This window comes from Rhizobium oryzicola (assembly GCF_030504645.1).
In the GTDB taxonomy this organism is placed as follows: domain Bacteria; phylum Pseudomonadota; class Alphaproteobacteria; order Rhizobiales; family Rhizobiaceae; genus Neorhizobium; species Neorhizobium oryzicola.
Genome location: NZ_JAUKWQ010000002.1, coordinates 83,110 through 107,064 on the forward strand (window position 1 = coordinate 83,110; position 23,955 = coordinate 107,064).

The following is a 23,955-nucleotide window of genomic DNA, read 5'->3' on the forward strand; positions in this document are numbered from 1 at the left end:
GCGCAGGCTTCCCTACTGCGTCGAGCCGGTGACTTCGGTCTGATAATAATCGACGCGCCCTACGGGCGGCGAGGGCAGCACCCCCTTGGTCAGCAGCATGTTGCGCGGTGAATCCGGGCTCGGCACGGCGGAATCCTGGCCGCCCAGCAAATCCTTGCCGCCATCGAGATCCGGGTCCGTCAGGGCCACCGGCTGAGAAACAACCTTGGCCTTGTTTTCCGGCGGAACGGCAGAGAGCAGCGGCAGGTTGCCGGAATCAAGCCGGATCAGATTGCCAACCGATAAATCGCCGAGATGGCGGCGGATGAATTTTTCCGCGTAGAAGGCAAGCTTGCGTTTGCCCGCGGTCGTGAAGCTAACGCCGTCTTGTCCGCGCAGGCGCACTGGCTGCCCATTCACGTCGGAACCTGTCATGACAAATTCGCCACCTTCATCCACAAAGCCATCCCAGACGTCGACGAATTCGCCGCCGACTTTTTCCACCTGGTCGCGATAGATGCCGTTCAACGTCAGGGCATCCGCCGTGAGTGCCGGTGACTGAAAGGCGGGCAGGCCCACCCACAGAAGGGGCAGCTTCTGGTCCGTCACCAGTTTCGCAAGCTCGCCGACACGCTGCTCGTATTCTGCCATCCACTTCTCGGAACGGAACTTTTCGCGGTTCTCACCCAATTGCATCTGCTGGCGGTCGTTCGCGCCGAGCATCACGATGACGAGGGCCGGCTTTTCGCTTGCCAACAGTTTTGCCAATTCCCTTGGCCATTCTAGATGATCTTGCCGCACCAGACCGGATGCGCTCTCGCCATGTTCGCTGATCACGATGGAGGGGTCCGGTGCAAAGGCGTCTTCCAAGCCACTACCGAGGCTCATGGCCGTGAAATCACCGATGACGAGTACGCGGCGCGCATTATCGAATTTCTGCGCGGGTTCCGGCTTTGCAGCGGTCGTCGGGGCTGCGGGTGCGGGCACGACGCGGCCTGTCGTTGGGCGATTGCGCTGGCGAGGTTCGCGGATGATGCGCTGCTCCCGCTGGCGCTCATAACCTTCTTCACGCTGCGACGCGCGATTGCCGCCAAAGAGGAAGTCAAACAGAGTCCGTCGTTCCTGCGCGAAGGCCGCGCCAGCATCCAGATGGAAAACCAACAAGGCGCACACCACAGCACTCAAGCGCAGCTTGCGCGATGCCATTGCGCCCTTTCCTGTCCCTGGATCTCTCATGTCAGTCTTTCGCTGGCGGTGCCGCCCGCGACCGAAGCTGTGTTCGGGCACGGCCTAGGGTGAGGACCTGATCATATTGTTGAAATGGCGCGATGAACGGCCATGATATGCGAGGAGAAGCACGCACGGATGGGTTCCAGACCCATTCAAGTGCTTCGACAAAGCAGATCGCAGCCGTTCGCGCGTCCTCTGGATGTGGGCGCTCCGGCGAGCTACATCGTTGAAAAGCCTCGCCGATGCCTGAAGCATCGCCTGCGTTTTCCGCCTCGTATCTCATCCGGATCGCCTCACACCATTTCAACAAGATGATCGGGTCCTCACCCTAATCCACCGTATTCTTATGAAGCATGTGGGCCGAGGGCTCGGCTTGTCAATTGCGCAGCGCTTTCAGCAACGACTTTGATGGTTCGCCATCCGCCTGCATGCCCAACCGGGTCTGGAGCGCGCTGATGGCGGCTTTGGAACCCGAGCCGAAATTGCCATCGACCTCACCCTGATAATAGCCCAATTGTTTCATCCGGTGCTGCAGTTCGAACTTTTCCTTCACATCCAGCACGTTCTGGGGGCGCGGCCAGGTTTGCACCATGCCGCCATAGCCGGCAATTTCATCGGCCAGGAGGCCGACTGCAATCGCGTATTTGTCGGAGGCGTTGTACTTCTTGATGACGAAGAAGTTGTTCATCATCAGGAAGGCCGGGCCCTGTCCGCCAGCCGGCAGCTTCAGCTGCGCGCGATCGTTGCCGCGCGGGAAGGGCTTGCCGTTTGGACGCGTGAAGCCGAGTGCTGCCCATTGTGCCAGCGTCTTTGTCTGGCCGGAGTAACGTGCAGCGCCGGCTGGCAGGGCCGCTTCGTAGCCCCAGGTCTTGCCGTTTTCCCAGCCGTTTTTTGAGAGAAGGTTGGCAGAGGTTGCTAGCGCATCCGGGATCGAATGCCAGATGTCGCGCTTGCCATCGCCATCGGCATCGACAGCATAAAGCAGATAGCTGGTGGGAATGAACTGGGTATGGCCCATGGCACCCGCCCAGGACCCCGTCAGCTGCTTCGGCGTCACATCGCCCGCCTGCAGGATTTTGAGGGCTGCGATCAGCTGCGTCCTGGCAAATTTTGCCCGCTTCTCATCCGCCCAGGCGAGCGTGGCAAGTGCCTGCGGCACAGAATGCAGGCGATCCGGCTTTTCCAGAACCGTGCCGTAATTGGACTCCATCGACCAGATGGCGAGCAGGATGTTGCGGTCCACGCCGAAATGCTTTTCCACGGCCGCCAGCGTGCGGCCGTGACGGGACGCCATTTCGCGGCCGATCTTGACGGTATAGGGGTTTACGCGCGAATCCAGATAGTCCCAAATTTCCGTGGTGAATTCCGGCTGCGTGTTGGCCTTGCGCAGAACGTCCTGATCCGGCTCGCTAATTCCGGCAAATGCGCGCTCGTAGGTCGTACGGCTGATGCCGCTTTTGGCCGCGGTCTCATAGAATTTCGCGATCCACGACTTGAAACCTGAGTCTGCCTTGGCATCTATCGCACTGGTTGCCAATGTGAACGCGGCGATCAGTGAAAACGCGGTTCGGGCGAGGCGATGCTGTTTGATAACTGTCATCGGCAGATTGTTCCTTGTCCATCCCGTCTCAAAAACGCCAGGATCGGGAACCACGCCCTGGCCTTACACGACAGGGTAGGCGAACAGTGTCAACAAATTCTTTACCATGTTCAGGCTGTGTTGTCATTCTTCGTGAAAAGATAGCGGTGCTTCGCTAAATGTGTTGGTGCAATGGCACCACAATGATTGTTTGTGCTTCAGGAGGCATGTGTGGGACAACAGAAAATCCGTAAGGCCGTCTTTCCGGTGGCAGGGCTTGGAACGCGTTTCCTGCCTGCAACGAAGGCTGTTCCGAAGGAAATGCTCACGGTGGTTGACAAGCCGGTCATCCAGTACGTGGTAGACGAGGCGGCGGAAGCAGGGATCGAGCACTTTGTCTTCGTGACCGGTCGCGGTAAGGGCGTCATCGAAGATTACTTCGATATCCAGTTCGAGCTCGAGCAGATGCTGCGCGAGCGCAACAAGAATGCCGAGCTGACGCTGCTGGCGGATCTGCTGCCCAAGGCTGGTACCGCAAGCTTTACCCGCCAGCAGGTTCCGCTTGGCCTTGGCCATGCCGTCTGGTGTGCGCGCGATATCGTCGGCAACGAGCCCTTCGCCGTTCTCTTGCCTGACATGATCATGGCATCGGAAAAGAGCTGCCTGAAGGGCATGGTCGAGCTTTACGACAAGACTGGTGGCAATGTTCTCGCCGTCGAGGAATGCGCGCCCGATCAGGCGCACAAGTACGGCATCGTCGGCGTTGGCGACAAGGTCGGCAGCGAAGGCTTCAAGATCACCCAGATGGTCGAAAAGCCGGCCAAGGGCACGGCTCCCTCGAACTTCTTCATCAACGGTCGTTACATCCTCCAGCCGGAGATCTTCAAGATCCTGGAAACGCAGGAACGTGGCGCCGGCAATGAAATCCAGCTGACCGACGGCATGCTGGCGCTGGCGAAAAGCCAGGAATTCGCCGCCTATCACTTCAAGGGTGAAACCTTCGACTGCGGCGCCAAGGACGGCTTCATTCTCGCCAACCTTGCCTTCGCACTGAAGCGCGCCGATATCCGTCCGCTGATCGAAGGTCCGCTGAAGGACATCACGTCCAAGCTCTGATCGATCTTTGACGTTAGACCCCAAACCCCGTTCGCCGAGATGCGAGCGGGGTTTTCCTTGAGCCATTTATGGTGATAGAGGCGTGAGAGGGGCCAGCTTACCGCCGCAGCGTAAGGCCAACGCCTGCGCGCCAGACATTGCTGCTGGCAGCACTACCGTTATCGTTATACTCGTAGCCGATATTGGCTGTAGCATCGAAGTAGCGGTTGATGTTCCAGACTAGGCCGAATCCTGCCTGCCAGCTGGTTTCATCGCTCTGGTAGGAAAAATCGCGCAGCGTGGTGGAACCGGTCACACGGGCAGTGAGATCGTTCAACAGTTGATGCGACAAGCCCGCCGTCAGCTGATATTCGGTCCAGCCGCTCAGGCCCGCCGTTGTGGAATCCTGCACGCTGGTTTTCAGGCCCAGATCGACATTGGTGCCTCGGCGGGGCGACCAAGCAATATTCCCATCGATCGTGAAGGCATTAATGGTTTGCAGGCGGCTGTCGTCATAATCCACCGTGGCATAGCCGAGCCCCAGCTCCCCGCGCAGCTTTTCACTGAAATCAAACTGCACGCCGGTGCGTGCCGCATAGCTGTAGGAAGAGCGCGCATAGCCGGAATTGTCGAATTCCTGATCATAGAAGGAGCGCCCGGCTGCGAGTTCCACGAAGGGGATGATGGCCTGCGAGAGTTCGTAGCCCAAGCGGACGCGTCCTTCGACTGCCGTGCGGTCGCGGTCGGCAAGGCTGAGGCGGCTGCCATCCGCAAGCCCGATATCACCATACACCGCGCGGTTTGCGGCAATCGCTGCGGTACCACGTAAGACGCCGAAATCCCGCTCGACGGAGGCGCCGCCGGTGAAGCGGTTGACGCTGGCCTGGTTCGTTGCATCGCTGGTCGCGTTTGGGCTATTGGCGTCTTCCTTCTGATAGGCATAGCCGCCGGTGATGTGTGCAACGGTGCTGTTGGAAAGATCGAGCCGCAGGTCCGCATCGAGACGGCCATTGGGCTGGCTGCTGCTACTGCTACTTTCTCCTGAAAGGGTACGATCAAACGTGCCTTCGCCGGTGATGGTCAGGGCATGGCGGCCCCAATCCGAGCTCAGCGTGCCGTTGACGGTGGTCGCGAGATAGCTATGCGAGCTTGATGTTCCCGCGCTCTTGGTACGCTCTGTGTTGACGCTCTGGTTCACAGAGGGCCGCAGAATGAAGCTGCCGAGCCGCACGCCGGTGGCATCGGTGGAGCGTGCTGCTGCTGCGCCGTCCCCGCCGTCAATCGCGGGTTCCGCCGGGTTAAGGCTTTCATCCGTGCTCTGCGTCAGCTGGTTCAGATCATCCGCATCGGTATCATCGGCGCGGCGAAGCGGCGTGGATTGCAGCAGGTTGTTGCCGCGCAGCGTCGTGCTGCCGATCGGGTTCTGGATGTAGTTGGTCGTGTTGGTCTGGCTAGCCGCCGTTGTGTCGGTGCCTGACGTATTGGTCGCAAGACCAGTGGCAGACGGTGCCGTGCTGGAAGACAGGATTCCTGATGTGGTGCCTGCTGTGGTCGCCGTCGATCCGGTGGGCGAGGCGAGGGTCGAAGCGGCGCCTGACGTGGTCGAGCGGTTCGTCAGGCTCTGCGCCCCAGCCGAACAGGTCATCGCAATGCCTGCGCCGGCCATCAGCAATGCCGCTGATGCCCTTCGCAGGACGCGAGTAGAACCATTCACCCTGTTCGTTATCATTGAGCCTGCCCGGCATTGGAATACTTACCCAAAGGTAAAGCGCGATGGTTAATTTTTGGTTGTCACAGCAGTCGTCTTGCCGAACGCAAGGTCGCATGGACAAGCGTGCTGAAGAGCGATAATGCTCCCGCCATGATCAAGAAAGCCGTTCAAACCGTTGATGCAGACAGCGTCCATTCGGCGCTTCGAACCATTGCCGCCGAGAAGGAAGGCCTGGCCGCCATTGAGCGCGCGCTGACCGGTGAACTGGGTGATGCCTTTCGCGCTGCCGTCGATATCATCGCCTCGATTCCGGGACGGGTGATCGTGACGGGCGTCGGCAAGAGCGGCCATATCGGGGCGAAGCTCGCCGCCACCTTTGCGTCAACAGGAACGCCTGCCTCCTTCGTGCATGCGGCGGAAGCCAATCACGGCGATCTCGGCATGATTGCGTCCGGCGATGCGGTGCTGGCGCTGTCTAAAGGCGGCGAAAGTGCCGAACTGAAAAGCATCATCGCCTATACGCGCCGCTTTTCCATTCCGCTGATCGCCATGACGGCATCCTCCGAAAGCTCGCTTGGTCGCGCCGCGGATGTCGTGCTGCTTTTGCCGGATGCGGAAGAAGCCTGTCCGCATGGTCTGGCGCCCACGACTTCGACACTGATGCAGCTTGCTCTCGGTGACGCGCTGGCGCTGGCGCTACTGGAGGCGCGCGGCTTTTCGGCGGCGGATTTCCGCGTCTTCCATCCGGGCGGCAAGCTCGGCGCGCTGCTGACCCATACCGGCGATATCATGCATACCGGCGACCGCTTGCCGATCGTGCCGCTGGGCACGGATATTCCGCGGGCCGTTCAGGTGCTCTCCGACAAAAAGTTTGGCTGCGTCGGGATCGTCGATGGCGAGGGCGTGCTTTGCGGCGTCATCACCAATGGCGATATTGGCCGCCAGCTGCACCGCAACCTCGGCAGTCTGGTCGTCGAGGACATCATGACCCGTTCACCCAAGGCGGTGAAGGCGGATCTGGTGGCAGGTGCTGCGCTTGCTTTCGTGAACCAGCACAATATTTCCGCGCTGTTCGTGGTGGATGACGAGAACCGCCCGATCGGCGTGCTCGGCTTCCACGACCTGCTGCGCATCGGCGTGGCTTGAGGTGTAAAGCACGCTGCGGCTATCAGCCTCCCCGGTAGGTCGCGTTCCCTTGGCAGCGTTTTGCTTACCCCCCTCTGCCCTGCCGGGCATCTCCCCCACAAGGGGGGAGATCAACTTGTGGCACTGCCTCGACCTTTCTGGGCCGTTGGGAAAAGTCGCTTCATCGTGGCGCGCTGGAGAGACGACGAGCGGGAACCGTTCTGCTGATCTCCCCCCCCCCCCGTGTCGGGGAGATGTCCGGCAGGACAGAGGGGGGTAACGACGATCTATGAGCGTTGTGCCGTGTCTTGCAACCAGTCGCGATCAGCCGTGCTTTAGGCCACCGGCTCCACGACCAGTTCGCGGCCGTTCCATGCGGCGACGCGCACCTTCATGCCCGACGGCAGGTCAGGGCCCGACACGGACCACCAGGTATCATCCAGTTTGATGCGGCCACGCCCGTTGCGGATGGGCTCAGCCAGGCTTGCGGTGCGCCCCACAAGGCTGTCGCCGCGCCGGTTCAGCAGAGGCTCGTCCGTGGCACCTTCGCGCGCGGCGAAAACGCGGCGTCCGATTAGGGTCACGACGACGGACAAAGCGGCGAAGAGGATAAGCTGGTTCTGCCAGGTCCACAGTGCCTGATCCCAGAGCGCCAGCGAGGCCGCGCCGATGATGATCGCGGCAACGCCGATCCAGATCAGGAACATGCCGGGGGCTGCCAGTTCGGCAGCCAGCAGCACAAGGCCGAGCAGCCACCAGTTCCAAGGGCCTAGCGATGACACGAGCGACTGGATCATGGCTCAGCTTTCCGAACGGGAAAGCGGATTGACGCTCGGCGTGCTGCGGGGCGTTGCGTTGCGGCGTGGGCCCGCTTGCCCTTCGCTGCCATCCCCGAACACCTCCCGTGCAATCGCACCGATGCCGCCGAGCGAGCCGATCAGCGAGGAGGCTTCCATCGGCATCAGCACCACCTTGGAGTTCGGGGCCGAACCGATCGAGGCCATGGCTTCGGTATATTTCTGCGCCACGAAGTAGTTGATGGCGTTCACATCACCGGCCGCAATCGCCTCCGAGACCAGACGCGTCGCCTTGGCTTCGGCTTCGGCCAGACGTTCACGTGCCTCGGCCTGCCGGAAGGCGGCTTCCCGCTCGCCTTCCGCCTGCAGAACGGCAGCCTGCTTGGCACCTTCGGCCCTGAGGATCGCGGCATTGCGCGAGCCTTCCGCCTCCAGCACCTGGGCGCGCTTTTCGCGCTCTGCCTTCATCTGGCGGCCCATGGCAGTCACCAGATCGGCTGGCGGCTGGATATCCTTGATTTCGATGCGGGTGACCTTGATGCCCCAGGGATGCACGGCGTCATCCACCACGCGCAGCAGTCGCTCGTTGATCGACTCGCGGTTGGAGAGCAACTCGTCCAGATCCATCGAACCCATCACCGATCGGATGTTGGTCATGGTGAGGTTCTGGACAGCGTTTTCCAGATTGGCCACCTGATAGGCCGCCTGTGCAGGGTTCAGCACTTGGTAGAAGGCAACCGCATCGGCAGAAATGCTGGCATTGTCGCGGGTGATTACCTCTTGTGTTGGTACGTTCAGCACCTGCTCCATCACATTCATCTTGGTGCCGATGCGCTCGATGAAGGGCGTAATCAGGTTGAGGCCGGGGTCAAGCGTGCGTGTGTAGCGCCCAAAACGCTCGATCGTATAGCGATAGCCCTGTGGAACCGTCTTGATGCCGGCAAACAGCACGAGGATGACGAAGGCAACGAGAGCGATGACGAGGATATCGAAGCCGGACAGAACCATCTCGGGGTCTCCTGAGGGTGAGGGGCCGTGCCCTTGATGTAAGGGAACATCAATCGACTTGCCAGTGGGGTGTTGTATGGCACTGGAACATGACGTTTGCATCAGGGGCCTGTTTGGAGTATGTGGCGCCCGGGTCAAACCCGCCCGGTCGCAGCCTACCCGGTAAAAACAAGGACACTTGATATGAAGACTCTCGTCGTCTGCTCCGGCGGACTCGATTCCGTTTCGCTTGCGCATAAGGTCGCAGCTGAACAAGATCTGATCGGCCTGATCTCCTTCGATTACGGCCAGCGCCACAGGAAAGAACTGGATTACGCGGCGCTGTGCGCCAAGCGCCTCGGCGTGCCGCACCAGATCATCGACATGGCCTCGATCGGCCGCCAATTGTCCGGCTCGGCGCTGACCGACAATGTCGATGTGCCGGATGGGCATTATGCGGAAGAGACCATGAAGGTCACCGTGGTGCCGAACCGCAATGCCATCATGCTCACTATCGCCTTCGGCATTGCCGCGGCCCGCAAGGCGGATGCCGTGGCGATTGCCGTGCATGGCGGCGACCACTTCATCTATCCCGATTGCCGCCCCGGCTTCATCGACAGCTTCCAGCAGATGCAGAACCACGCCCTGGAGGGCTATGCGGATGTGAAGCTGCTGGCGCCCTTCGTGAATGGTTCCAAGGGCGATATCGTGACGGAAGGGGCAAGGCACGCTACGCCGTTTGCGCAGACCTGGTCCTGCTACAAGGGCGGCGAACGCCATTGCGGGCGCTGCGGTACCTGCGTTGAACGCCGCGAGGCCTTTCATCTGGCCGGTGTTGCGGATCCAACCGATTATGAAGACCCGGATTTCTGGGTGGCGGCCACCAGAGGCTTCAAGGCCGAGGAAGTCTGACGCCCATGTATCGGATTGCCAATGAACCTCACCTCGTGACGGAAGGTGAGGCACCGACGATCCGCATCAGCGAGATTTTTGGCCCGACCATCCAGGGCGAGGGCTTGCTGATTGGTCAACCGACTATCTTCGTGCGCACGGGCGGCTGTGACTTCCGCTGTTCGTGGTGCGACAGCCTGCATGCGGTGGAAAGCCGTTTTCGCGAGGACTGGAAACCAATGTCCGTCGCCGCCATCTGGACGGAAGTGGAGCGCCTGTCCGGTGGCCAGCCGCTGATGGTGACACTTTCCGGCGGCAATCCGGCCATCCAGCCGCTGGAGCCGCTGATCGCGCATGGTCATCAGCGCGGCTATCGCTTCGCGCTGGAAACACAAGGATCGATCGCGCGGCCGTGGTTTGCGGATCTCGACGTGCTGGTTCTTTCGCCAAAGCCTCCGTCCAGCGGCATGGATTTCGACGGCATGCAGTTACGATCCTGCATTGCTGCTGCGGGCAACGGCCCGCGCATGGTGCTGAAATTCGTCATCTTCGACGATGCGGATTTTGCCTTTGCCAGAGAGGTTTCTGCCCTCTGTCCCACCTTGCCGGTCTATCTGCAACCCGGCAACCACACGCCTCCGCCGCCGGAGGATGATGACGCGCGCATCGATCTCGACGGCATTACTGAGCGAATGCGCTGGCTGGTGGACCGGGTGGTGGAAGAGCGCTGGTTCTCCGCGCATGTCCTGCCGCAACTGCATGTGCTCTTGTGGGGTAACAGGCGTGGCGTGTGAGTCAGCGCTCCAGACTGCCGATAAAGCTGGTTCTCCATAATGAATGTGGGGGGCTCGCTCCTAAACCCCCTCTCCCCGCGCGCGGGGAGAGGGCTGGGGTGAGGGGCAAATACATTGAAATAACTTGAGAAATCGCCCCTCATCCGGCTGCCGCCACCTTCTCCCCGTTCTGACGGGGACAAGGAGATCCGCCGCACCATCTCGGCCCGAACTCGACAAGCCGGATTTGTGAGCACGCGGAAGCGGGGGACCTCACTCCCATTCCATCCTTTGATTGGATCATCAATGCGTCCTGACGCAGTCTGTGTCCGTGCAGGCTTGGGGCTCTCATGCAGGACGTTTTCAGCTACCTGGAGCGCGACGCGTTCAAGACGATTTCTCTTCTGAAGCATCTGCAATCCTATCCTGAGGATAGGCAGGCGTTTCATGTTCGGGAGGACGAAAGAGAGGCGGTGCTGGTGCTGCTGCGCAATGCCGCCAGCCCCTATGATCGCGACACCTATCCGGCAGCGGAATACACGGCCTTCATCGCGAGCGATCATCTGGATCTGACCACCCGCTTGCTGGTCCATCTGCCGCATCCTGTTGGGATCGTATTCAAGCTTGGCTCCGAGGCGGACCATGCAGCCGTGGCGCAATCCTACGATCTGACCTGCACAACCAGCCTGCTATCCTTCACGGATTCCGGTGCAGTCGAGCCTTGTGATGTCGGTTCATTGATCGCGGTGACCCATGCTCCGCAGCTGGAGACATGGTCATTGTTTGAAGCAAGAGGTTATGGCCGTGATTGGTTGATGCCGCTTCTTGCCTGTGGCAATGCCTTCGTGGTCGAAATCTGCCAGGCCGGTTCGATTGTCTGCGCCTGCTTTGCCTTCCAGAATTATGGCAGCATCTGGGAGGTTGGCGGTCTTTCCACGCGCCTGGATGCTCGACGTCAGGGCCATGCCGTGCGGGTGGTTCGCTCGGCGCTGGCGGAGATCCAGAGGCGAGGGTTGCAGCCGCGCTATGTGGTCGAGGAAAGTAATGAGGCTTCCCTGCAGCTTGCCCGTAAAATCGGCCTGCACCATGTGTTGACACTGACGCATTTTCTCAGCCTTGCACCCACCGGCACAAGGGGTATTCCATGAAAATTCGCCTCATCCGCAATGCGACACTCAAGCTTGACTATGCTGGCCGGACCATTCTGATCGATCCCTATTTCGCCCCGCGCCACAGCCTGCCATCCTATACCGGCAAGTCGAAAAACCCGCTGGTGGAATTGCGGCTGCCCGTCGACGAGATCCTGTCCGGTGTGGATCTGGTCATCATATCCCACTTGCATTCGGATCATTTCGATAGCGTCGCCAAGGAAAGAGTGCCGAAGACGCTGCCGATCCTCTGCCAACCGGGTGATGAGGAGAAGATCCGCGCTGCCGGTTTCGCGGATGTCACGCCGCTGACAGATGACATCACGTGGAACGGCATCACCATCACCCGTCGCGAAGGCAGCCATGGACTAGGCCCCGTGCAGGAAGCCATGGGCTCGGTGATGGGGATAAGTGTGGAAGCCGTGGGAGAGCCGCATCTTTACTGGCTGGGCGATACGGTGCTTTACCCGCCGGTGCTGGAGGTGATCGAGCGGACGCAGCCTGATGTCATCGTCAGTCACTCCTGCGGCGCCTATTGGGGCAAGGACCTGATCGTGATGGATGCGGCGGAAACCGTGGCGCTCTGCGAAGCGGCGCCGTTTGCAACGGTCATCGCCACGCATATGGAAGCGTTGGATCACGCAACGGTCAGCCGGTCCGATCTGCGGGCGGCAGCCGATGATGCGGCTATTGCTCCTTCACGAATGATCATTCCCGCTGATGGCGAGGAAATCATTCTGACGGCCGCCCGTTAACGCAGGGAGAGTACCTCTTACACCCAGCCCTTCAATTCCTGGCGCACGATGTGCTCGAGAACCCGCATGCCTTCCGCGCTGTCGTTGAGGCAGGGGATATGTGAAAACTTTTCGCCGCCATTGTGCAGGAAATCCTCGCCCGCTTCACCGGCGATTTCCTCCAGCGTTTCCAAGCAGTCGGAGACGAAGCCGGGGTTCAGGATGGCGATGCGCTTGACGCCTTCCTTGGCCAGCTTTTCGACGGTCTTGTCCGTATAAGGCTGCAGCCATTCCTCCGGCCCGAACCGTGACTGGAAGGTCACCATCAGCTTTTCCTTTGGCCAGCCCAGGCGGTCGCGCAGCAGGCGTGTCGTCTTGTAGCACTGGCAGTGATAGGGGTCGCCCTTCTTGAAGTAGGACATGGGGATGCCGTGATAGGAGGTAATCACCAGTTCCGGATCCCAGTCGAGCGTCGCCAGATGTTTCTCGATGGAGGTGGCGAGCGCATCAATATAAACCGGGTCGTCGTGATAGCGCGGCACGGTGCGCAGCGCCGGCTGCCAGCGCATTTTCAGAAGCGCCTTGAAGGCTTCGTCGTTGACCGTCGCTGTCGTTGCAGCGGCATATTGCGGATAGAGTGGGAAAAGCAGGATCTTTTCGCAGCCCGCCTTTTGCAACTCATTCATCTTTGACTGGATGGATGGCTGGCCGTAACGCATGGCCCAGTCCACCTGCACATGCGGCATGTCCGTGAAGGCAGCGGCCATCTTCTCTGCCTGATTGCGCGTATAGGTGCGCAGATAGCTCTCATCCAGATCCTTGTTCCAGATGCTTTCATAGGCCTTGCCGACCTTTTGCGGGCGCTTGTTCAGTACGATGCCGTAAAGGATCGGGTACCAGAGCAGCCGAGACCACTCGATCACGCGCCGGTCTGTGAGGAACTCGGCAAGATAGCGGCGCATGGACCAGTAGTCGGTTCCGTCTGGTGTCCCCAGATTGACGAGCAGCACGCCAACCTTGCCGAAACGAACCGGCGGGTGATCAGAAGGCAGGTGATTGGCGGGCGCGTTCATCATGATGTGCTGGTCCGGGTTTGGGGAATACCGCCTATACGCAGGCAAAAGACGATTGGTTCTATCTAGAAATAAAAAACGGTCCGGGAAAGCCCCGGACCGTCCAACCACATAGACAAATTGTCTTACTTGCTTGGGGCAACTGTTGCAGCTGCGCCAGCCGTTGCAGGCTTGGCAGCTGGAGCGACGTAGCCAGCCGGCGTGGTTTCCGTAATGCGGCCGTCCGTGTACGGCTTGTAAGGCGCATTGGCCGCAATGTACTCGGCCGTCACGTCGGCCAGATCCGGGCCGTAGTCATAGGCGTTCTTGCCGTTCTTGGCGAAGACGCTGTAGCCGTCGCCACCGGCGCGCATATAGTTGTTGGTGACCACGTTATAGGTCTTTTCCGGGTCGATGGCGACGAACTTGCCACCTTCCTTCACCTCGACAGTGCCGAGACGGCTACCGGCTGGCTTGGAGCGATCGAAGGTGTACTTGATGCCAGACACCTGCGGGAAGCGACCGGCGCCGTCATCGATCTGGGACAGACCGTTTTCGAGAGCGGCCTTCACGTCGGAACCCTTCAGCTGGAAGGTTGCCAGCGTGTTCTGGAAGGGCAGCACCGTGATGACGGCACCCATCGTCACCTTGCCTTCGCCGATAGACGTGCGCAGACCGCCGCCGTTCTGGATGGCGATGAACTCGCCCTGGTTCTTCACGCGGTCAACCATCGCGTCGGCAACCAGGTTGCCCATGGAGCATTCCTTGACGCGGCAGATATTGCTTGCGCCTTCGATCGGACCAGCGGATTCGCCTATGATCTTTTCGCGCAGCGCCTTGATCGGGCCGGCCAGTTCCTTAACGCGGGCTTGCATGGCCTCATCCGGCTTGAACGAGGAGTCGATCAGGATCGGATCGCCCTTGGCGCTCTTGACCACGCCGTTGTCATCGAAGGTCACGACCACATCGCCGAGATACTTGCTGTAGGAGGCAGCGGTGACGACCGGCACCTTGTAGCCGCCCGGATTGTCGACCATGGTCGGGTAGGGACCAGCAGCCTTCGGATCGGTATTGGAGAGCAGCGTGTGCGAATGGCCACCGACAACGACATCGACATCAGGGATCTTGGCAATGGCTTCAAGGTCCCGGTTGTAGCCGATATGCGTCAGCGCGATGATCTTGTTGATCCCTTGCGCCTTCAGCTTTTGTGCTTCAGCCGTGATGGCCGCAGCCTCTTCCGTGAACTTGACATAGGGGCCCGGCGAAGCGAGTTCCGGCGTGTCGGCGGTGACTACGCCGATAATGCCGATCTTCTGGCCGCCCACTTCCACGATGGTGGACGGCTTTATGTTCTTCAGCGTGGACTTCGGGTCCAGCGTGATATTGGCGGTGACGACCGGGAACTGCACCTTTTCGAGGAAGGGAGCCAGCGCCTTTTCGCCATCGTCAAATTCGTGGTTGCCGAGCGTCATGGCATCGAACTTGATGGCGTTCATCACCTCAAGCTCAGCGCCGCCCTTGTAGGTGGTGTAGAACAGGGAGCCCTGGAAGTTGTCGCCGGCGTTCAGCGTCAGCACATTCTTGCCAGCCAATGATGCGCGCAGCTGATCGATCGCCGTCTTCAGGCGGGCCGCGCCGCCGAAGCACTGGTTCTTGCTTTCTTCTTCGGCCGAGCAAGTGGAATCGTACTTGTTGATCGACTCGATGCGGCTGTGAAAATCGTTGATATGCAGGATGTTGAGCTCGAAATCTGCGAATGCCGCACCGGCTGAAAGGCCAAGGGATGTCGCGGCCAGTAGGCCAAGACCGAGTTTCTTCATCATGACAAATGCTCTCCTACGTCATTCGGGCTTGTGTCTGTGCCCTGTTCCGCCTGTTTGTATTTGTTGTTTGTGACACGCGTTAGAATTCCATGGTTTCATCATGAGCTGATGACTTCAAGCGAAATATGACAGACGCGAACCGGAATAAAATGCACGCAAAAAGAAACCCCGCGTGAGCGGGGTTCGCATAAATGGATGGTTGGACCGTTACATCCGGCGCGTCAGCGTGAACTGGGAACCGGCGTCCGAGGTGCAGTTCAACTGCGCCGGGGTGACCAGTGCGCAATTCACCTTCGACTGCTTCTGACGCAAGATTGAGGTCATGCTGATTTCCACGAGCGTCGGCGACGTGTTGACATAGGTGCCCGTGGCCAACAGCGCGTTGTTGTCCGTGGAGCGCGTGTTGAACTGGCCCGCCTGGAACGTGGATAGGATACCGTTCGGGTCCGCCCAGGTGCCTTCCACGCCCTGTGGCTGTACCGGTGGCGGCAGGGGCCGGGGACTGGGGGATGATACGCACGCCGTCAGCATGGCTGAGGCGGCAATGAGCGCGAGGCTCGCCTTGATCTTCATTCTTGTCTCCCGCGATTCGGACGCGTCACGTGCGGAACGATGGCGCGAAGCCCTATGTAATGCAAGGAGGAGCTGATCAAAGAGGCATTTCCAGTTTATCCCCGCCTGCGTCATGCACAGGCGGGAATGAATGCGACGAAATTCTGGACGGCGATCAGGTCCGAACCAGGATGTTGCGGAACTGCCAGGGATCCTTCTCGTCCAGGTCTTCCGGGAAGAGGCCCGGACGGCCGTCGAGCGGCGTCCAGTCGGTGTAGTGGCCTTCGACCGGGCCGAGATAGGGCGACTGCACTTCCAGGCAGCGCTTGTAATCCATCTCGTCGGCTTCCACGATGCCAGCCTTCGGGTTCTCAAGCGCCCAGACCATGCCGGCCAGAACGGCAGACGTTACCTGCAGACCGGTGGCGTTCTGGTAAGGGGCGATCTCGCGGGTTTCTTCCAGCGAAAGGCGCGAGCCGTACCAGTAGGCGTTCTTCTCGTGACCGTAGAGCAGGACGCCCAGTTCATCGACGCCGTCCACCAGTTCGTTCTCGTCGAGAACGTGCAGAACCGGCTGTGCATTGCCGCCATTGCCGAACATTTCGTGCAGCGACAGAACCGCATCATTGGCCGGGTGATAGGCGTAATGGCAGGTCGGGCGATAGGTCACGTCGCCGTCCTTGTCGCGAACGGTGAAGTAATCGGCAATCGAGATCGACTCGTTGTGGGTGACGAGGAAGCCGTATTGCGGGCCAGGTGTTGGGCACCAGGTGCGCACGCGGGTGTTGGCGCCGGGCTGTTCCAGATAGATGGCGGCCTGGCAGCCCTTTTTGTGCTTCTTGGCGTTCTTCGGCATCCAGTTTTCATGGGTGCCCCAGCCGAGTTCGGAGGGCTGCAGGCCTTCGGAAATGAAACCTTCGACCGACCAGGTGTTCCAGAACACGTTCAGCGGCTTCGGGTTCTTCGTGCGCTGCGTATCGCGTTCGGCAATGTGAACGCCCTTGACGCCCACCTTCTTCATCAGCTTGGCCCAGCCTTCGCGGTCATCCGCTGCCGGCTCGTCGAACTTCAGACCCGTCTCGTTGGCGATGTTGAGGAGCGCCTGTTTTACGAACCAGGAGACCATGCCGGGATTGGCGCCGCAGCAGGAAACGGCCGTCGTGCCGCCTGGGTTCTTCTTCTTCTCGCTGCGCACGGTTTCGCGCAGCGCGTAATTGGTGCGGTCGGCATTCTTCATGCTCTTGTCGAAATAGAAGCCGAGCCAGGGCTCGACGACCGTATCGATATAGAGAACATCGAGCTTGCGGCAGAACTTGATCATATCAAGCGAGCCGGTATCGACGGAGAGGTTCACGCAGAAACCCTGGCCTTCGCCTTCGGTCAGGAGTGGCTTCAGTAGTTCCTTGTAGTTCTCCTTGGTCACGTGGGCCTGGATGAACTTGATGCCGTGCTTGTCGAGGATCGCCTTGTCGTCATCGCGCGGGTCGATGACAACCATCCGGCTCTTGTCGAACTTGAAGTGACGTTCGATCAGCGGCAGGGTGCCGCGGCCGATCGATCCGAAACCGATCATCACGATCGGGCCGGTGATTTCGGCATAAACCGGATAGGTCTTCTCTGACATTTCTTGCTCCTTCGGCCCTTCGATCTTCTGCCGGGAAGGGCCGTGTTTCGGCTGTGGTTGAATACGCGTGCCACGCATGTGATCGCGCTAGATCACAAAACGTGGTCACAATAAAGAGACCAACGCGACAAGCCTATGGCAGCGGTTGGGGATGGCCCAAGTTTTCTGCGCTCTTTATCAGAAGCTCGACAAATTCCGCCCTTCGATGGGTGAGTCCCTTGTAGGCGGCCTCTTCTGATGTCAGCGCATCCAGTTGGGCGGCGAGATGACGCATCAGCTGAGCGCCATCGGGTTCACGCGCGAGGGCTGCGATCGGGTCCATGTAGATGCGGATGGTGAAGAGGATGTCTCCCGTTTGCGGAAGTTTCCGCAAGGTCTGGCGCTCCACCCGGATAAAACTTTCGGCCGCCGGGATGTCGGGCACCACCCGATCCGACTTCGGCTTTGGGGAGAACAACGCCTCGCTCCAGTTGATCGACCAGTTCAGTCGCTTTACGGATCGGTCGGGCTGAAGACGATCGAACATGCGATTGATCAGCTCCGCATTGCGGCTGCCGCCCTCGAAGCCGGGTACGTCGGCATGGACCTCGTCCATCACACGGCCGAATTTTTCCTCCAAGGACCAGGAGGAGGGGAAGGCTACGAAGGCCGCAGCAATGCGCCAGCCATTGTCGCCGCGCCGCATGATGACCAGATCGTTCTGCACTAAGAGTCCCGCCCGCATCAGCGGCGGCAGGTCGCTTGACCCGAGCGACACGGTGGCTGCGCCCACGACTTCGATGGAGCGGTCTTTCGGTCGGTAAAGGTTCGGATAGCGTTCCGGCAAATAGTCCGCCAGGAGCGTCAGCACTTCCTGCTGTGCGTCCAGCGTGTCCGGCTCTGCACGGAATATGACGTCGCGCTGTGTCGCCAGAAGACGTCGCTTTTCCGTCAGGTAGCGTGCCAGGTCACCGTCCGGCTCGATCCAGTCATTGAGATCCAGCTGCGTCAGGCCAATGGTGAACGGCGTGGAGGAGCCGTCATAGGGCGTGTAGGTTACCATATGCGTTTCTAATCGATCGCCAGCACCGCCGGGATCAGTCCGCGCAGCGAATTCCCGACGAAAATCTTCCGGTCGACCAGATCGGTCGGCTTGAGAACTTCACTTCGCGCTTTCCGTTCCCGTATGAGGTCTGCGCGCAACACGCCCGGCAGCAGCCCGCTGCTGAGCGGCGGGGTGATCAGCTGTCCGTCAGCGGCTTCGACAAAAAGGTTGGTGATGGTGCCCTCGCAAAGCTCTCCCCGCTCGTTGAGCAGCAGCACCTCGTCGGCTTCATCAGGCTTGAATTCGGCACGCGCGGCCTCATAAGGCTCGCGGCGGGTGGTCTTGTGGCGAAACAGGCTATCTTCGGAATCGAGTTTCGTGCGGGCAATCCGCAACCGCCAAACGGTATCTTCGGCAACGGGCTCGAAAGGCGTCGCTGCGACCTCCACCTTGCCACGGAAGGTCATGGTGAGGCGCACCCGCAGCGGCACGTCACCGGTGGCAATTTCCTTCAAGACCTCGTCCGGCTTGACGGGCTGGCGAAAGCCGAGCGCATCGGCTGAACGGCTGAGCCGCCGCAAATGCTGGTCAAGCCGCAGGAAGCCTTGCTCTGGCTCCCAGCGCAAGGTTTCGATCAGCAGGAAATCTGCTGAGGGTTTACTGCGAAGCGCGCTTTGAGAAGACATTCGTCGTATTCCGCCTCCGCCGTCGAATCGTAGACAATTCCGCCGCCGACATTGAAGACCGCTCTTCCGTCCTTGAAAAGGGTCAGCGTTCGAATGGCCACCGAAAAACACATGGGCCCTGCGGGATCGCAGTAACCGATGGCGCCACAATAGACATCACGCGGCCCGGCTTCCAGCTCCCCCAGAATTCTCATGGCCCACATTTTGGGCGCTCCTGTGACGGAACCACAGGGAAACAGCGCCCTCAATATGTCCGGCAAGCCGATCTTGGGCAGGAGTTTTGCGCGCACATGGCTCACCATCTGGTGGACGGTTGGATAGGTCTCGATGTCGAAAAGCCGGGGTACGGTGAGGGTACCCACTTCGCTGATGACGGACACGTCATTGCGCAGGAGATCAACGATCATCCGGTTCTCGGCCTGCGTCTTCTCGTCGGCCAGCATGGCGGCAATGATCGCCTCGTCCTCTTCCGGGGTGGCCCCGCGCGGTGCCGTGCCCTTCATCGGGTGGGTTTCGATGATGCGATCGGCATCTACCTTGAAGAAGAGTTCCGGCGAGCGCGACAGGATGGTCGGGCCGCCGAGATCGATCAGCGCGCCATAGCGCACCGGCTGTCGCTCGGCAAGCGACAGGAAGAGGCTGTGCGGATCGCCATGCCAATGGGCCGTGATCGGCATGGTCAGGTTGGCCTGATAGCAATCTCCGCGACGAATATGGGTATGCAGGCGCGCGAAACGTTCGCGGTAGGTTTCGAAATCCCAGGCGGCGACAGGATTGGTCAGTCCTGCGGATTGACCGGCCTCGGCTGCGCCGCCTTCGACATTGGCTGTTCGTTCCGGTGCCTCAAAGATGCCCATGGCGATCAGCGGGGTTTCCCGGTTCGGCACGATCATAGCTTTGAGCTTTTCCTCAAAGATATGACCAGCCTCATAGGCGATATATCCGGCCAGCCAATGACCTTGCCGCCTCGCTTCTTCCAATCGGGCAAGGGCAGGGATGATGTCGTCTGACGTGTGTGCGGTGACAATGTCCAGTGGCTGCGTGAAGGTCATCGTCTGTCCGCTGCGATCGTCGCGCAGCAGAACATAAGGCATTGAGTGCGGCTTTTGAGATTGCATCCCCCCCTATTGCCATAGGCGGATCGGTCTCACAACGCCGCTCAAAAGCTGGATCAGGCGCTTGCTGTCAGACGCTTCGGTCCGAAGGCATCATGTCCAGATACGGACTGATTGCGGCCGTTCGTCTTGGCGATGTAGAGCGCGCGGTCGGCGCAATCGATGAGCTCGCTCTCGGTCATCGGTTGTGATGGGAGAGCAGTTGCAAATCCAAGAGAGATTGTTATCTGCCCCCATGGTAGATTGTGGGCATGCCCAATTCCAAGCGCCACCACGGCGTTGCGGATCGCTTCGGCCATCTTACGGGCCTCACCTTCCCCGCAATTTGGCAGAAGCACAACCAGTTCTTCACCGCCATAGCGCGCCGCCAAGCCATTCATATTGCTGAGTTGCACCTGTATTGCGGCTGCCACATCTCGCAGTGCGTTATCGCCCGCCCGATGGCCGTAGGTATCGTTGTATAGTTTAAATCGGTCGAGATCGATCATCAGAAGTGACAAGGGCGTTGCCAATTTCTTCGCCTTGGCCATGCAAGCGTCAAGCTGCGCATTGAAATGCCGCTTGTTGTAGAGCCCGGTCAAGCCGTCCGTCGTTGCCAGAGCGTCCAACTCCAGCTTGAGCTTTTGCTGGCGGGTAACATCGCGCGTAATCACAACGATTGCGTCGGGAGCATCACTGCTTTCGTCATGGGTGCAGGACAGCACGCTTTCGAGCCAGATCGTGCTTCCATCCGCCCGTTGCCGTTTTGTCAGCACCGACTCGCTGGTTGAGCCTTCCTTGATCCGGTTCAATGCATCCCGCCAAGCCGCTCGATCTTCCGGATTGTGAGTGTCCAGAATATTCGTACCCAACAGGGTTTCTGCCCTTTGGTCGAAAAGTTTCTCGGCAGCAGGGGATACATATTCGCGCACGCCCTCAATGCTGATCTTCTCGATGACATCGAGCGATAGGCTCGCAATCATCCGGAATTCAGCCTCGCGTGCTACGACCTTCTGTTCACCTATTTCTCTCAACTCGATTTGCCTGACCCACCGGATGGCCAGTCCCATGCCGATCAGATAGGCGAAGATGATACTGAGCCACGGGTATTTCGATTGGTTCAGCCAGAGAAACAGGATCGATTGTTTTGTGCGCGTCGCTATCGCGGTTACGCCCGTCTCCCGGCTGCGATAGAAACCACCGATGCGATCTTGGCCATCGAAACGGGATATGTATTCATAGTTGCCACGCATCACTTTCATGATGTGGTTGCGGTACAATTCCGTATCGGCGATGTTGCTGCCCATCGCCTTCGGGTCGAGTGGCAAGCGTAGCAATATGCCGCCATCCTCCCGCATTAGCGCAAAGGCGTTGTCTTCGTTGACACCGAATGTTTCGATATATTTGACCAGGTGATCGATATCGATCGTGGCGACGATGACGCCGGCAAAGCTGCCATCTGTGTCGTCGACCCTCTTGCTGATCGGAATGAACCATTTTCCGGTTGTCTGGCTTTGCGACGGCAAGCCAAAGCGAGGCGCTATCGAAGCGTTTGTTTGATGAAAGATGAAATATTCGCGATTGGTCAAATCCATGCCTGCCGAGTTGGCGACAAGCGTCGAGTCGACCAAGCGACCATTGGCATCGGCATAGGCAAGGCTGCGCAGCAGCGGGGAGGTCTGCACGACCCGCTGCATTTCCTCGAGAAGGTGCTGGCTTTTGGCTGTGTCGCCCAAAGCTTCTTTCGCATGGGCCGTCAGGTTGTTGAGAGGCTGTTGAACAAGAGCCATGATGTCATTGATGTGCAGCGCAATGGCTCTGGCCGTTTCCATCTGGCGATTTGTCGCGCTTTGCAGCAAGCGTTGCCAATTGGTGTATTCGGCCCACGTGCCGAGAGACGCAAACACCGTTCCTGCCGCGAGGACGACGGCGAGGCGAAACCGGGATCGTTTCTTGACGTTCCGAGGGATCATACGTTCGTAACGGATTCAATTTAAGGAAATCCGATATTCGCTGACATGAGTGAAAAAAATAATAATTGCTTAGACGCTTCTATTAATGACAGCTGCGTCTTGCAGTTGCGGTCGCTTATTATTGTTCACCGCAACTGCATTGTTTCGCTTTAGGCTTGCATTTTACATGCGATCCAGCGTCTCCAATTCGTCGATCAGGCCCTCGATCATGGAAAGGCCCTTGCTCCAGAAGGAAGGATCGGTCGCATCCAGGCCAAACGGTTTGAGAAGCTCGGAATGATGCTTGGTGCCGCCCGCCTTGAGCAGTTCGAAATACTTCTGCTGGAAGCCCTCATTGGCGTTTTGATAAACCGCATAGAGCGAGTTCACCAGGCAATCGCCGAAGGCATAGGCGTAGACGTAGAAGGGCGAATGGATGAAGTGGGGAATATAGGTCCACCAGGTTTCATAGCCTTCGGAAATACGGATCGCCGGCCCCAGGCTCTCGTTCTGGACGGAGAGCCAGAGTTCGCCGATCTGGTCGGCGGTCAATTCGCCTTCCTTGCGGGCGGTGTGCACCTTGCGCTCGAATTCATAGAAGGCAATCTGGCGCACGACCGTGTTGATCATGTCCTCCACCTTCTGGGCGAGCATGGCCTTGCGCTCGCGCTTGTCCTTCGTCTTGTCGAGAAGGGCGCGGAAGGTCAGCATCTCGCCGAAGACGGATGCCGTCTCCGCAAGCGTCAGCGGCGTCTGGCACATCAGCGCGCCCTGGCCGCCGGCCAGCACCTGATGCACGCCGTGGCCCAGTTCATGAGCAAGCGTCATGACATCGCGCGGCTTGCCGAGATAGTTCACCAGAACATAAGGATGAGCGGACGGAACGGTGGGATGCGCAAAGGCGCCGGGCGCCTTGCCGGGACGGGCGGGTGCATCGATCCACTGCTCATCGAAGAAGCGCCGGGCAATCGCGGCCATGTCCGGCGAAAAGGCGCCATAGGCGGACAGCACCGTCTCCTTCGCTTCCGCCCAGGGAATGAGCGCCTTCGGCGTTTCCGGCAGCGGTGCGTTGCGATCCCAGAAGTTCATCTGCTCCATGCCGAGCCATTTCGCCTTCATGGCGTAATAGCGGTGGGAGAGGCGGGGATAGGCTTCACGAACCGCTGAAGCGAGCGCATCCACGACCTCCCGCTCCACGCGGTTGGACAAGTGACGGCTGTCGGCAATGTCTTCGAAGCCGCGCCAGCGGTCGCCGATTTCCTTGTCCTTGGCGAGCGTGTTGGTGATCAGCGTGAAGATGCGGAGGTTGTCCTTGAATGTCTTCGACAGCGCTTCTGCCGCTTTGCGGCGTGTCTCTTCCTCCGGCTCCTGCAGCAGGTTCAGTGTGCGCTCCAGCGGCAGCATCTCACCATCGATCTCGAACCGAAGCTCCGCCATGGTCTCGTCGAACAGGCGGTTGAAGGCGGCGGCGCTCGTCATGGATTTTTCCAGGAAGAGCTGCTCCAGCTTGTCATCCAGCTGGAAGGGCTTGTCCTTGCGCAGGTCGAGAATCCAGGGCGCATAATGGGCGGTCTTGGCATCGGCCTTGATCGCCGCGTCGATGATGGCGTCCTCGATCCTGTTCAGCTCCAGCGGGAAGAACAGAAGATGGGCGGAGAGATCCGTCAGCCTGGACTGCACATCCCCGTAGAACTTCCCGTTGGCGGGATCCGACGTGTTGGAGAAATAGGTGAGGCCTGCAAAGGAGGCGATACGGCCGAGCAGGTCATCCAGCGCATCATACTCCTCGATTGCCGAACCAAGACCCTTATCCCCAGATGCTTTTGCTGCCTCGGTCAACTTGCCCTTCCACTTGGCCTCGAATGCAGTTGCCATCTCGTCCGCGCGGGAAAGATCGGCACGAAAGGCCTCGCTGTCGCGGGAGGGGTACAGGTCTTCCAGCCGCCACAGGGGCAGATCGCCCAGCTGCGCTTCCGTGTTTGCCGCGGCGGAAGCGGCATACTGCGGTGCTCTTGGCGCCGGAGGGAAGGTCGGGTGAACGGGGTTAAAGTGAGACACAAGCAAGCTCCCATTTTCCTGAATGGCGCAATTCGGGGCGC

Annotated in this window: 20 protein-coding genes; 6 read left to right on the forward strand and 14 right to left on the reverse strand. The window is 59.6% G+C overall.

Annotation, left to right across the window (positions count from 1 at the left end; all coding sequences use genetic code 11):
• Nucleotides 1–12 precede the first annotated feature (12 nt).
• A complete protein-coding gene (locus tag Q2T52_RS07695; RefSeq protein ID WP_302076131.1) occupies nucleotides 13–1,185 on the reverse strand; it encodes an SGNH/GDSL hydrolase family protein in 1,173 nt (390 codons plus the stop codon).
• Between the two features lie 400 nt (nucleotides 1,186–1,585).
• Nucleotides 1,586–2,809: a lytic murein transglycosylase gene (locus Q2T52_RS07700; RefSeq protein WP_302076132.1), complete on the reverse strand. Its 1,224-nt coding sequence runs from the start codon at nucleotides 2,807–2,809 to the stop codon at nucleotides 1,586–1,588.
• Between the two features lie 210 nt (nucleotides 2,810–3,019).
• Between Q2T52_RS07700 and galU the strand changes: the two genes are divergently transcribed.
• Nucleotides 3,020–3,904: a UTP--glucose-1-phosphate uridylyltransferase GalU gene (gene galU, locus Q2T52_RS07705; RefSeq protein ID WP_302076133.1), complete on the forward strand. Its 885-nt coding sequence runs from the start codon at nucleotides 3,020–3,022 to the stop codon at nucleotides 3,902–3,904.
• A 97-nt stretch (nucleotides 3,905–4,001) separates the two neighbouring features.
• Here the strand turns inward: galU and Q2T52_RS07710 are convergent, their stop codons facing one another.
• Nucleotides 4,002–5,549, reverse strand: coding sequence for an outer membrane beta-barrel protein (locus tag Q2T52_RS07710; protein WP_302076134.1), 1,548 nt, complete (start codon nucleotides 5,547–5,549; stop codon nucleotides 4,002–4,004).
• A 195-nt stretch (nucleotides 5,550–5,744) separates the two neighbouring features.
• On the opposite strand from Q2T52_RS07710, the gene Q2T52_RS07715 reads away from it, so the two are divergent.
• On the forward strand, nucleotides 5,745–6,740 hold the full coding sequence (locus Q2T52_RS07715; protein ID WP_302076706.1) for a KpsF/GutQ family sugar-phosphate isomerase: 996 nt from the start codon (nucleotides 5,745–5,747) through the stop codon (nucleotides 6,738–6,740).
• 314 nt (nucleotides 6,741–7,054) lie between these two features.
• Here the strand turns inward: Q2T52_RS07715 and Q2T52_RS07720 are convergent, their stop codons facing one another.
• Together Q2T52_RS07720 and Q2T52_RS07725 are read right to left on the reverse strand one after the other, a co-directional pair.
• Nucleotides 7,055–7,516: an NfeD family protein gene (locus Q2T52_RS07720; protein WP_302076135.1), complete on the reverse strand. Its 462-nt coding sequence runs from the start codon at nucleotides 7,514–7,516 to the stop codon at nucleotides 7,055–7,057.
• Nucleotides 7,517–7,519: 3 nt separating this feature from the next.
• Nucleotides 7,520–8,524 carry an SPFH domain-containing protein gene (locus tag Q2T52_RS07725; RefSeq protein WP_302076136.1) on the reverse strand — a complete coding sequence of 335 codons (1,005 nt, stop codon included), beginning with the start codon at nucleotides 8,522–8,524 and terminating at the stop codon, nucleotides 7,520–7,522.
• Nucleotides 8,525–8,707: 183 nt separating this feature from the next.
• Between Q2T52_RS07725 and queC the strand changes: the two genes are divergently transcribed.
• The 4 genes from queC to Q2T52_RS07745 all read left to right on the forward strand — a co-directional run bounded on the left by queC (nucleotide 8,708) and on the right by Q2T52_RS07745 (nucleotide 12,070).
• Nucleotides 8,708–9,415, forward strand: a complete 708-nt coding sequence (queC, locus tag Q2T52_RS07730; protein WP_302076137.1) for a 7-cyano-7-deazaguanine synthase QueC — start codon at nucleotides 8,708–8,710, stop codon at nucleotides 9,413–9,415.
• A 5-nt stretch (nucleotides 9,416–9,420) separates the two neighbouring features.
• On the forward strand, nucleotides 9,421–10,188 hold the full coding sequence (queE, locus tag Q2T52_RS07735) for a 7-carboxy-7-deazaguanine synthase QueE (RefSeq protein ID WP_302076138.1): 768 nt from the start codon (nucleotides 9,421–9,423) through the stop codon (nucleotides 10,186–10,188).
• 329 nt (nucleotides 10,189–10,517) lie between these two features.
• Complete coding sequence (locus Q2T52_RS07740; protein WP_302076139.1) at nucleotides 10,518–11,315, forward strand: GNAT family N-acetyltransferase; 798 nt, start codon at nucleotides 10,518–10,520, stop codon at nucleotides 11,313–11,315.
• Nucleotides 11,312–12,070, forward strand: a complete 759-nt coding sequence (locus Q2T52_RS07745; RefSeq protein WP_302076140.1) for an MBL fold metallo-hydrolase — start codon at nucleotides 11,312–11,314, stop codon at nucleotides 12,068–12,070. Before Q2T52_RS07740 ends, Q2T52_RS07745 begins: the two co-directional genes overlap by 4 nt.
• A gap of 17 nt (nucleotides 12,071–12,087) precedes the next feature.
• On the opposite strand, the gene hemH is transcribed toward Q2T52_RS07745, so the two are convergent.
• From hemH to Q2T52_RS07795, 9 genes are all read right to left on the reverse strand, one after another.
• The gene (gene hemH / locus Q2T52_RS07750) at nucleotides 12,088–13,122 is read right to left on the reverse strand and encodes a ferrochelatase (protein ID WP_302076707.1); all 1,035 of its coding nucleotides are present in this window, start codon (nucleotides 13,120–13,122) and stop codon (nucleotides 12,088–12,090) included.
• 125 nt (nucleotides 13,123–13,247) lie between these two features.
• On the reverse strand, nucleotides 13,248–14,924 hold the full coding sequence (locus Q2T52_RS07755) for a bifunctional metallophosphatase/5'-nucleotidase (RefSeq protein ID WP_302076141.1): 1,677 nt from the start codon (nucleotides 14,922–14,924) through the stop codon (nucleotides 13,248–13,250).
• 207 nt (nucleotides 14,925–15,131) lie between these two features.
• Nucleotides 15,132–15,497, reverse strand: a complete 366-nt coding sequence (gene omp10 / locus Q2T52_RS07760) for an outer membrane lipoprotein Omp10 (RefSeq protein WP_302076142.1) — start codon at nucleotides 15,495–15,497, stop codon at nucleotides 15,132–15,134.
• Nucleotides 15,498–15,651: 154 nt separating this feature from the next.
• Nucleotides 15,652–17,100 carry a homospermidine synthase gene (locus Q2T52_RS07765; protein WP_302076143.1) on the reverse strand — a complete coding sequence of 483 codons (1,449 nt, stop codon included), beginning with the start codon at nucleotides 17,098–17,100 and terminating at the stop codon, nucleotides 15,652–15,654.
• A gap of 133 nt (nucleotides 17,101–17,233) precedes the next feature.
• Nucleotides 17,234–18,142 carry a heme-dependent oxidative N-demethylase family protein gene (locus Q2T52_RS07770; RefSeq protein WP_302076144.1) on the reverse strand — a complete coding sequence of 303 codons (909 nt, stop codon included), beginning with the start codon at nucleotides 18,140–18,142 and terminating at the stop codon, nucleotides 17,234–17,236.
• 8 nt (nucleotides 18,143–18,150) lie between these two features.
• Complete coding sequence (locus Q2T52_RS07775) at nucleotides 18,151–18,810, reverse strand: aminotransferase class IV family protein (RefSeq protein WP_302076145.1); 660 nt, start codon at nucleotides 18,808–18,810, stop codon at nucleotides 18,151–18,153.
• Complete coding sequence (locus Q2T52_RS07780) at nucleotides 18,759–19,904, reverse strand: aminodeoxychorismate synthase component I (RefSeq protein WP_302076146.1); 1,146 nt, start codon at nucleotides 19,902–19,904, stop codon at nucleotides 18,759–18,761. Before Q2T52_RS07780 ends, Q2T52_RS07775 begins: the two co-directional genes overlap by 52 nt.
• Before the next feature lie 77 nt (nucleotides 19,905–19,981).
• Nucleotides 19,982–21,877, reverse strand: coding sequence for a diguanylate cyclase (locus Q2T52_RS07785; protein WP_367187288.1), 1,896 nt, complete (start codon nucleotides 21,875–21,877; stop codon nucleotides 19,982–19,984).
• Nucleotides 21,878–22,039: 162 nt separating this feature from the next.
• Nucleotides 22,040–23,914: a M3 family oligoendopeptidase gene (locus Q2T52_RS07795; RefSeq protein ID WP_436799507.1), complete on the reverse strand. Its 1,875-nt coding sequence runs from the start codon at nucleotides 23,912–23,914 to the stop codon at nucleotides 22,040–22,042.
• Nucleotides 23,915–23,955 lie beyond the last annotated feature (41 nt).

Excerpts from the sequence above, each read along its gene's own strand:
- Q2T52_RS07695 (WP_302076131.1), bottom strand. The coding sequence starts at position 1,185 with ATGGCATCGCGCAAGCTGCGCTTGAGTGCTGTGGTGTGCGCCTTGTTG.
- Q2T52_RS07700 (WP_302076132.1), bottom strand. The coding sequence starts at position 2,809 with ATGACAGTTATCAAACAGCATCGCCTCGCCCGAACCGCGTTTTCACTG.
- Q2T52_RS07710 (WP_302076134.1), bottom strand. The coding sequence starts at position 5,549 with ATGGCCGGCGCAGGCATTGCGATGACCTGTTCGGCTGGGGCGCAGAGC.
- Q2T52_RS07715 (WP_302076706.1), top strand. The coding sequence starts at position 5,745 with ATGATCAAGAAAGCCGTTCAAACCGTTGATGCAGACAGCGTCCATTCG.
- Q2T52_RS07720 (WP_302076135.1), bottom strand. The coding sequence starts at position 7,516 with ATGATCCAGTCGCTCGTGTCATCGCTAGGCCCTTGGAACTGGTGGCTG.
- Q2T52_RS07725 (WP_302076136.1), bottom strand. The coding sequence starts at position 8,524 with ATGGTTCTGTCCGGCTTCGATATCCTCGTCATCGCTCTCGTTGCCTTC.
- queC (WP_302076137.1), top strand. The coding sequence starts at position 8,708 with ATGAAGACTCTCGTCGTCTGCTCCGGCGGACTCGATTCCGTTTCGCTT.
- queE (WP_302076138.1), top strand. The coding sequence starts at position 9,421 with ATGTATCGGATTGCCAATGAACCTCACCTCGTGACGGAAGGTGAGGCA.
- Q2T52_RS07740 (WP_302076139.1), top strand. The coding sequence starts at position 10,518 with ATGCAGGACGTTTTCAGCTACCTGGAGCGCGACGCGTTCAAGACGATT.
- Q2T52_RS07745 (WP_302076140.1), top strand. The coding sequence starts at position 11,312 with ATGAAAATTCGCCTCATCCGCAATGCGACACTCAAGCTTGACTATGCT.
- hemH (WP_302076707.1), bottom strand. The coding sequence starts at position 13,122 with ATGAACGCGCCCGCCAATCACCTGCCTTCTGATCACCCGCCGGTTCGT.
- Q2T52_RS07755 (WP_302076141.1), bottom strand. The coding sequence starts at position 14,924 with ATGATGAAGAAACTCGGTCTTGGCCTACTGGCCGCGACATCCCTTGGC.
- omp10 (WP_302076142.1), bottom strand. The coding sequence starts at position 15,497 with ATGAAGATCAAGGCGAGCCTCGCGCTCATTGCCGCCTCAGCCATGCTG.
- Q2T52_RS07765 (WP_302076143.1), bottom strand. The coding sequence starts at position 17,100 with ATGTCAGAGAAGACCTATCCGGTTTATGCCGAAATCACCGGCCCGATC.
- Q2T52_RS07770 (WP_302076144.1), bottom strand. The coding sequence starts at position 18,142 with ATGGTAACCTACACGCCCTATGACGGCTCCTCCACGCCGTTCACCATT.
- Q2T52_RS07775 (WP_302076145.1), bottom strand. The coding sequence starts at position 18,810 with ATGTCTTCTCAAAGCGCGCTTCGCAGTAAACCCTCAGCAGATTTCCTG.
- Q2T52_RS07780 (WP_302076146.1), bottom strand. The coding sequence starts at position 19,904 with ATGCCTTATGTTCTGCTGCGCGACGATCGCAGCGGACAGACGATGACC.
- Q2T52_RS07785 (WP_367187288.1), bottom strand. The coding sequence starts at position 21,877 with ATGATCCCTCGGAACGTCAAGAAACGATCCCGGTTTCGCCTCGCCGTC.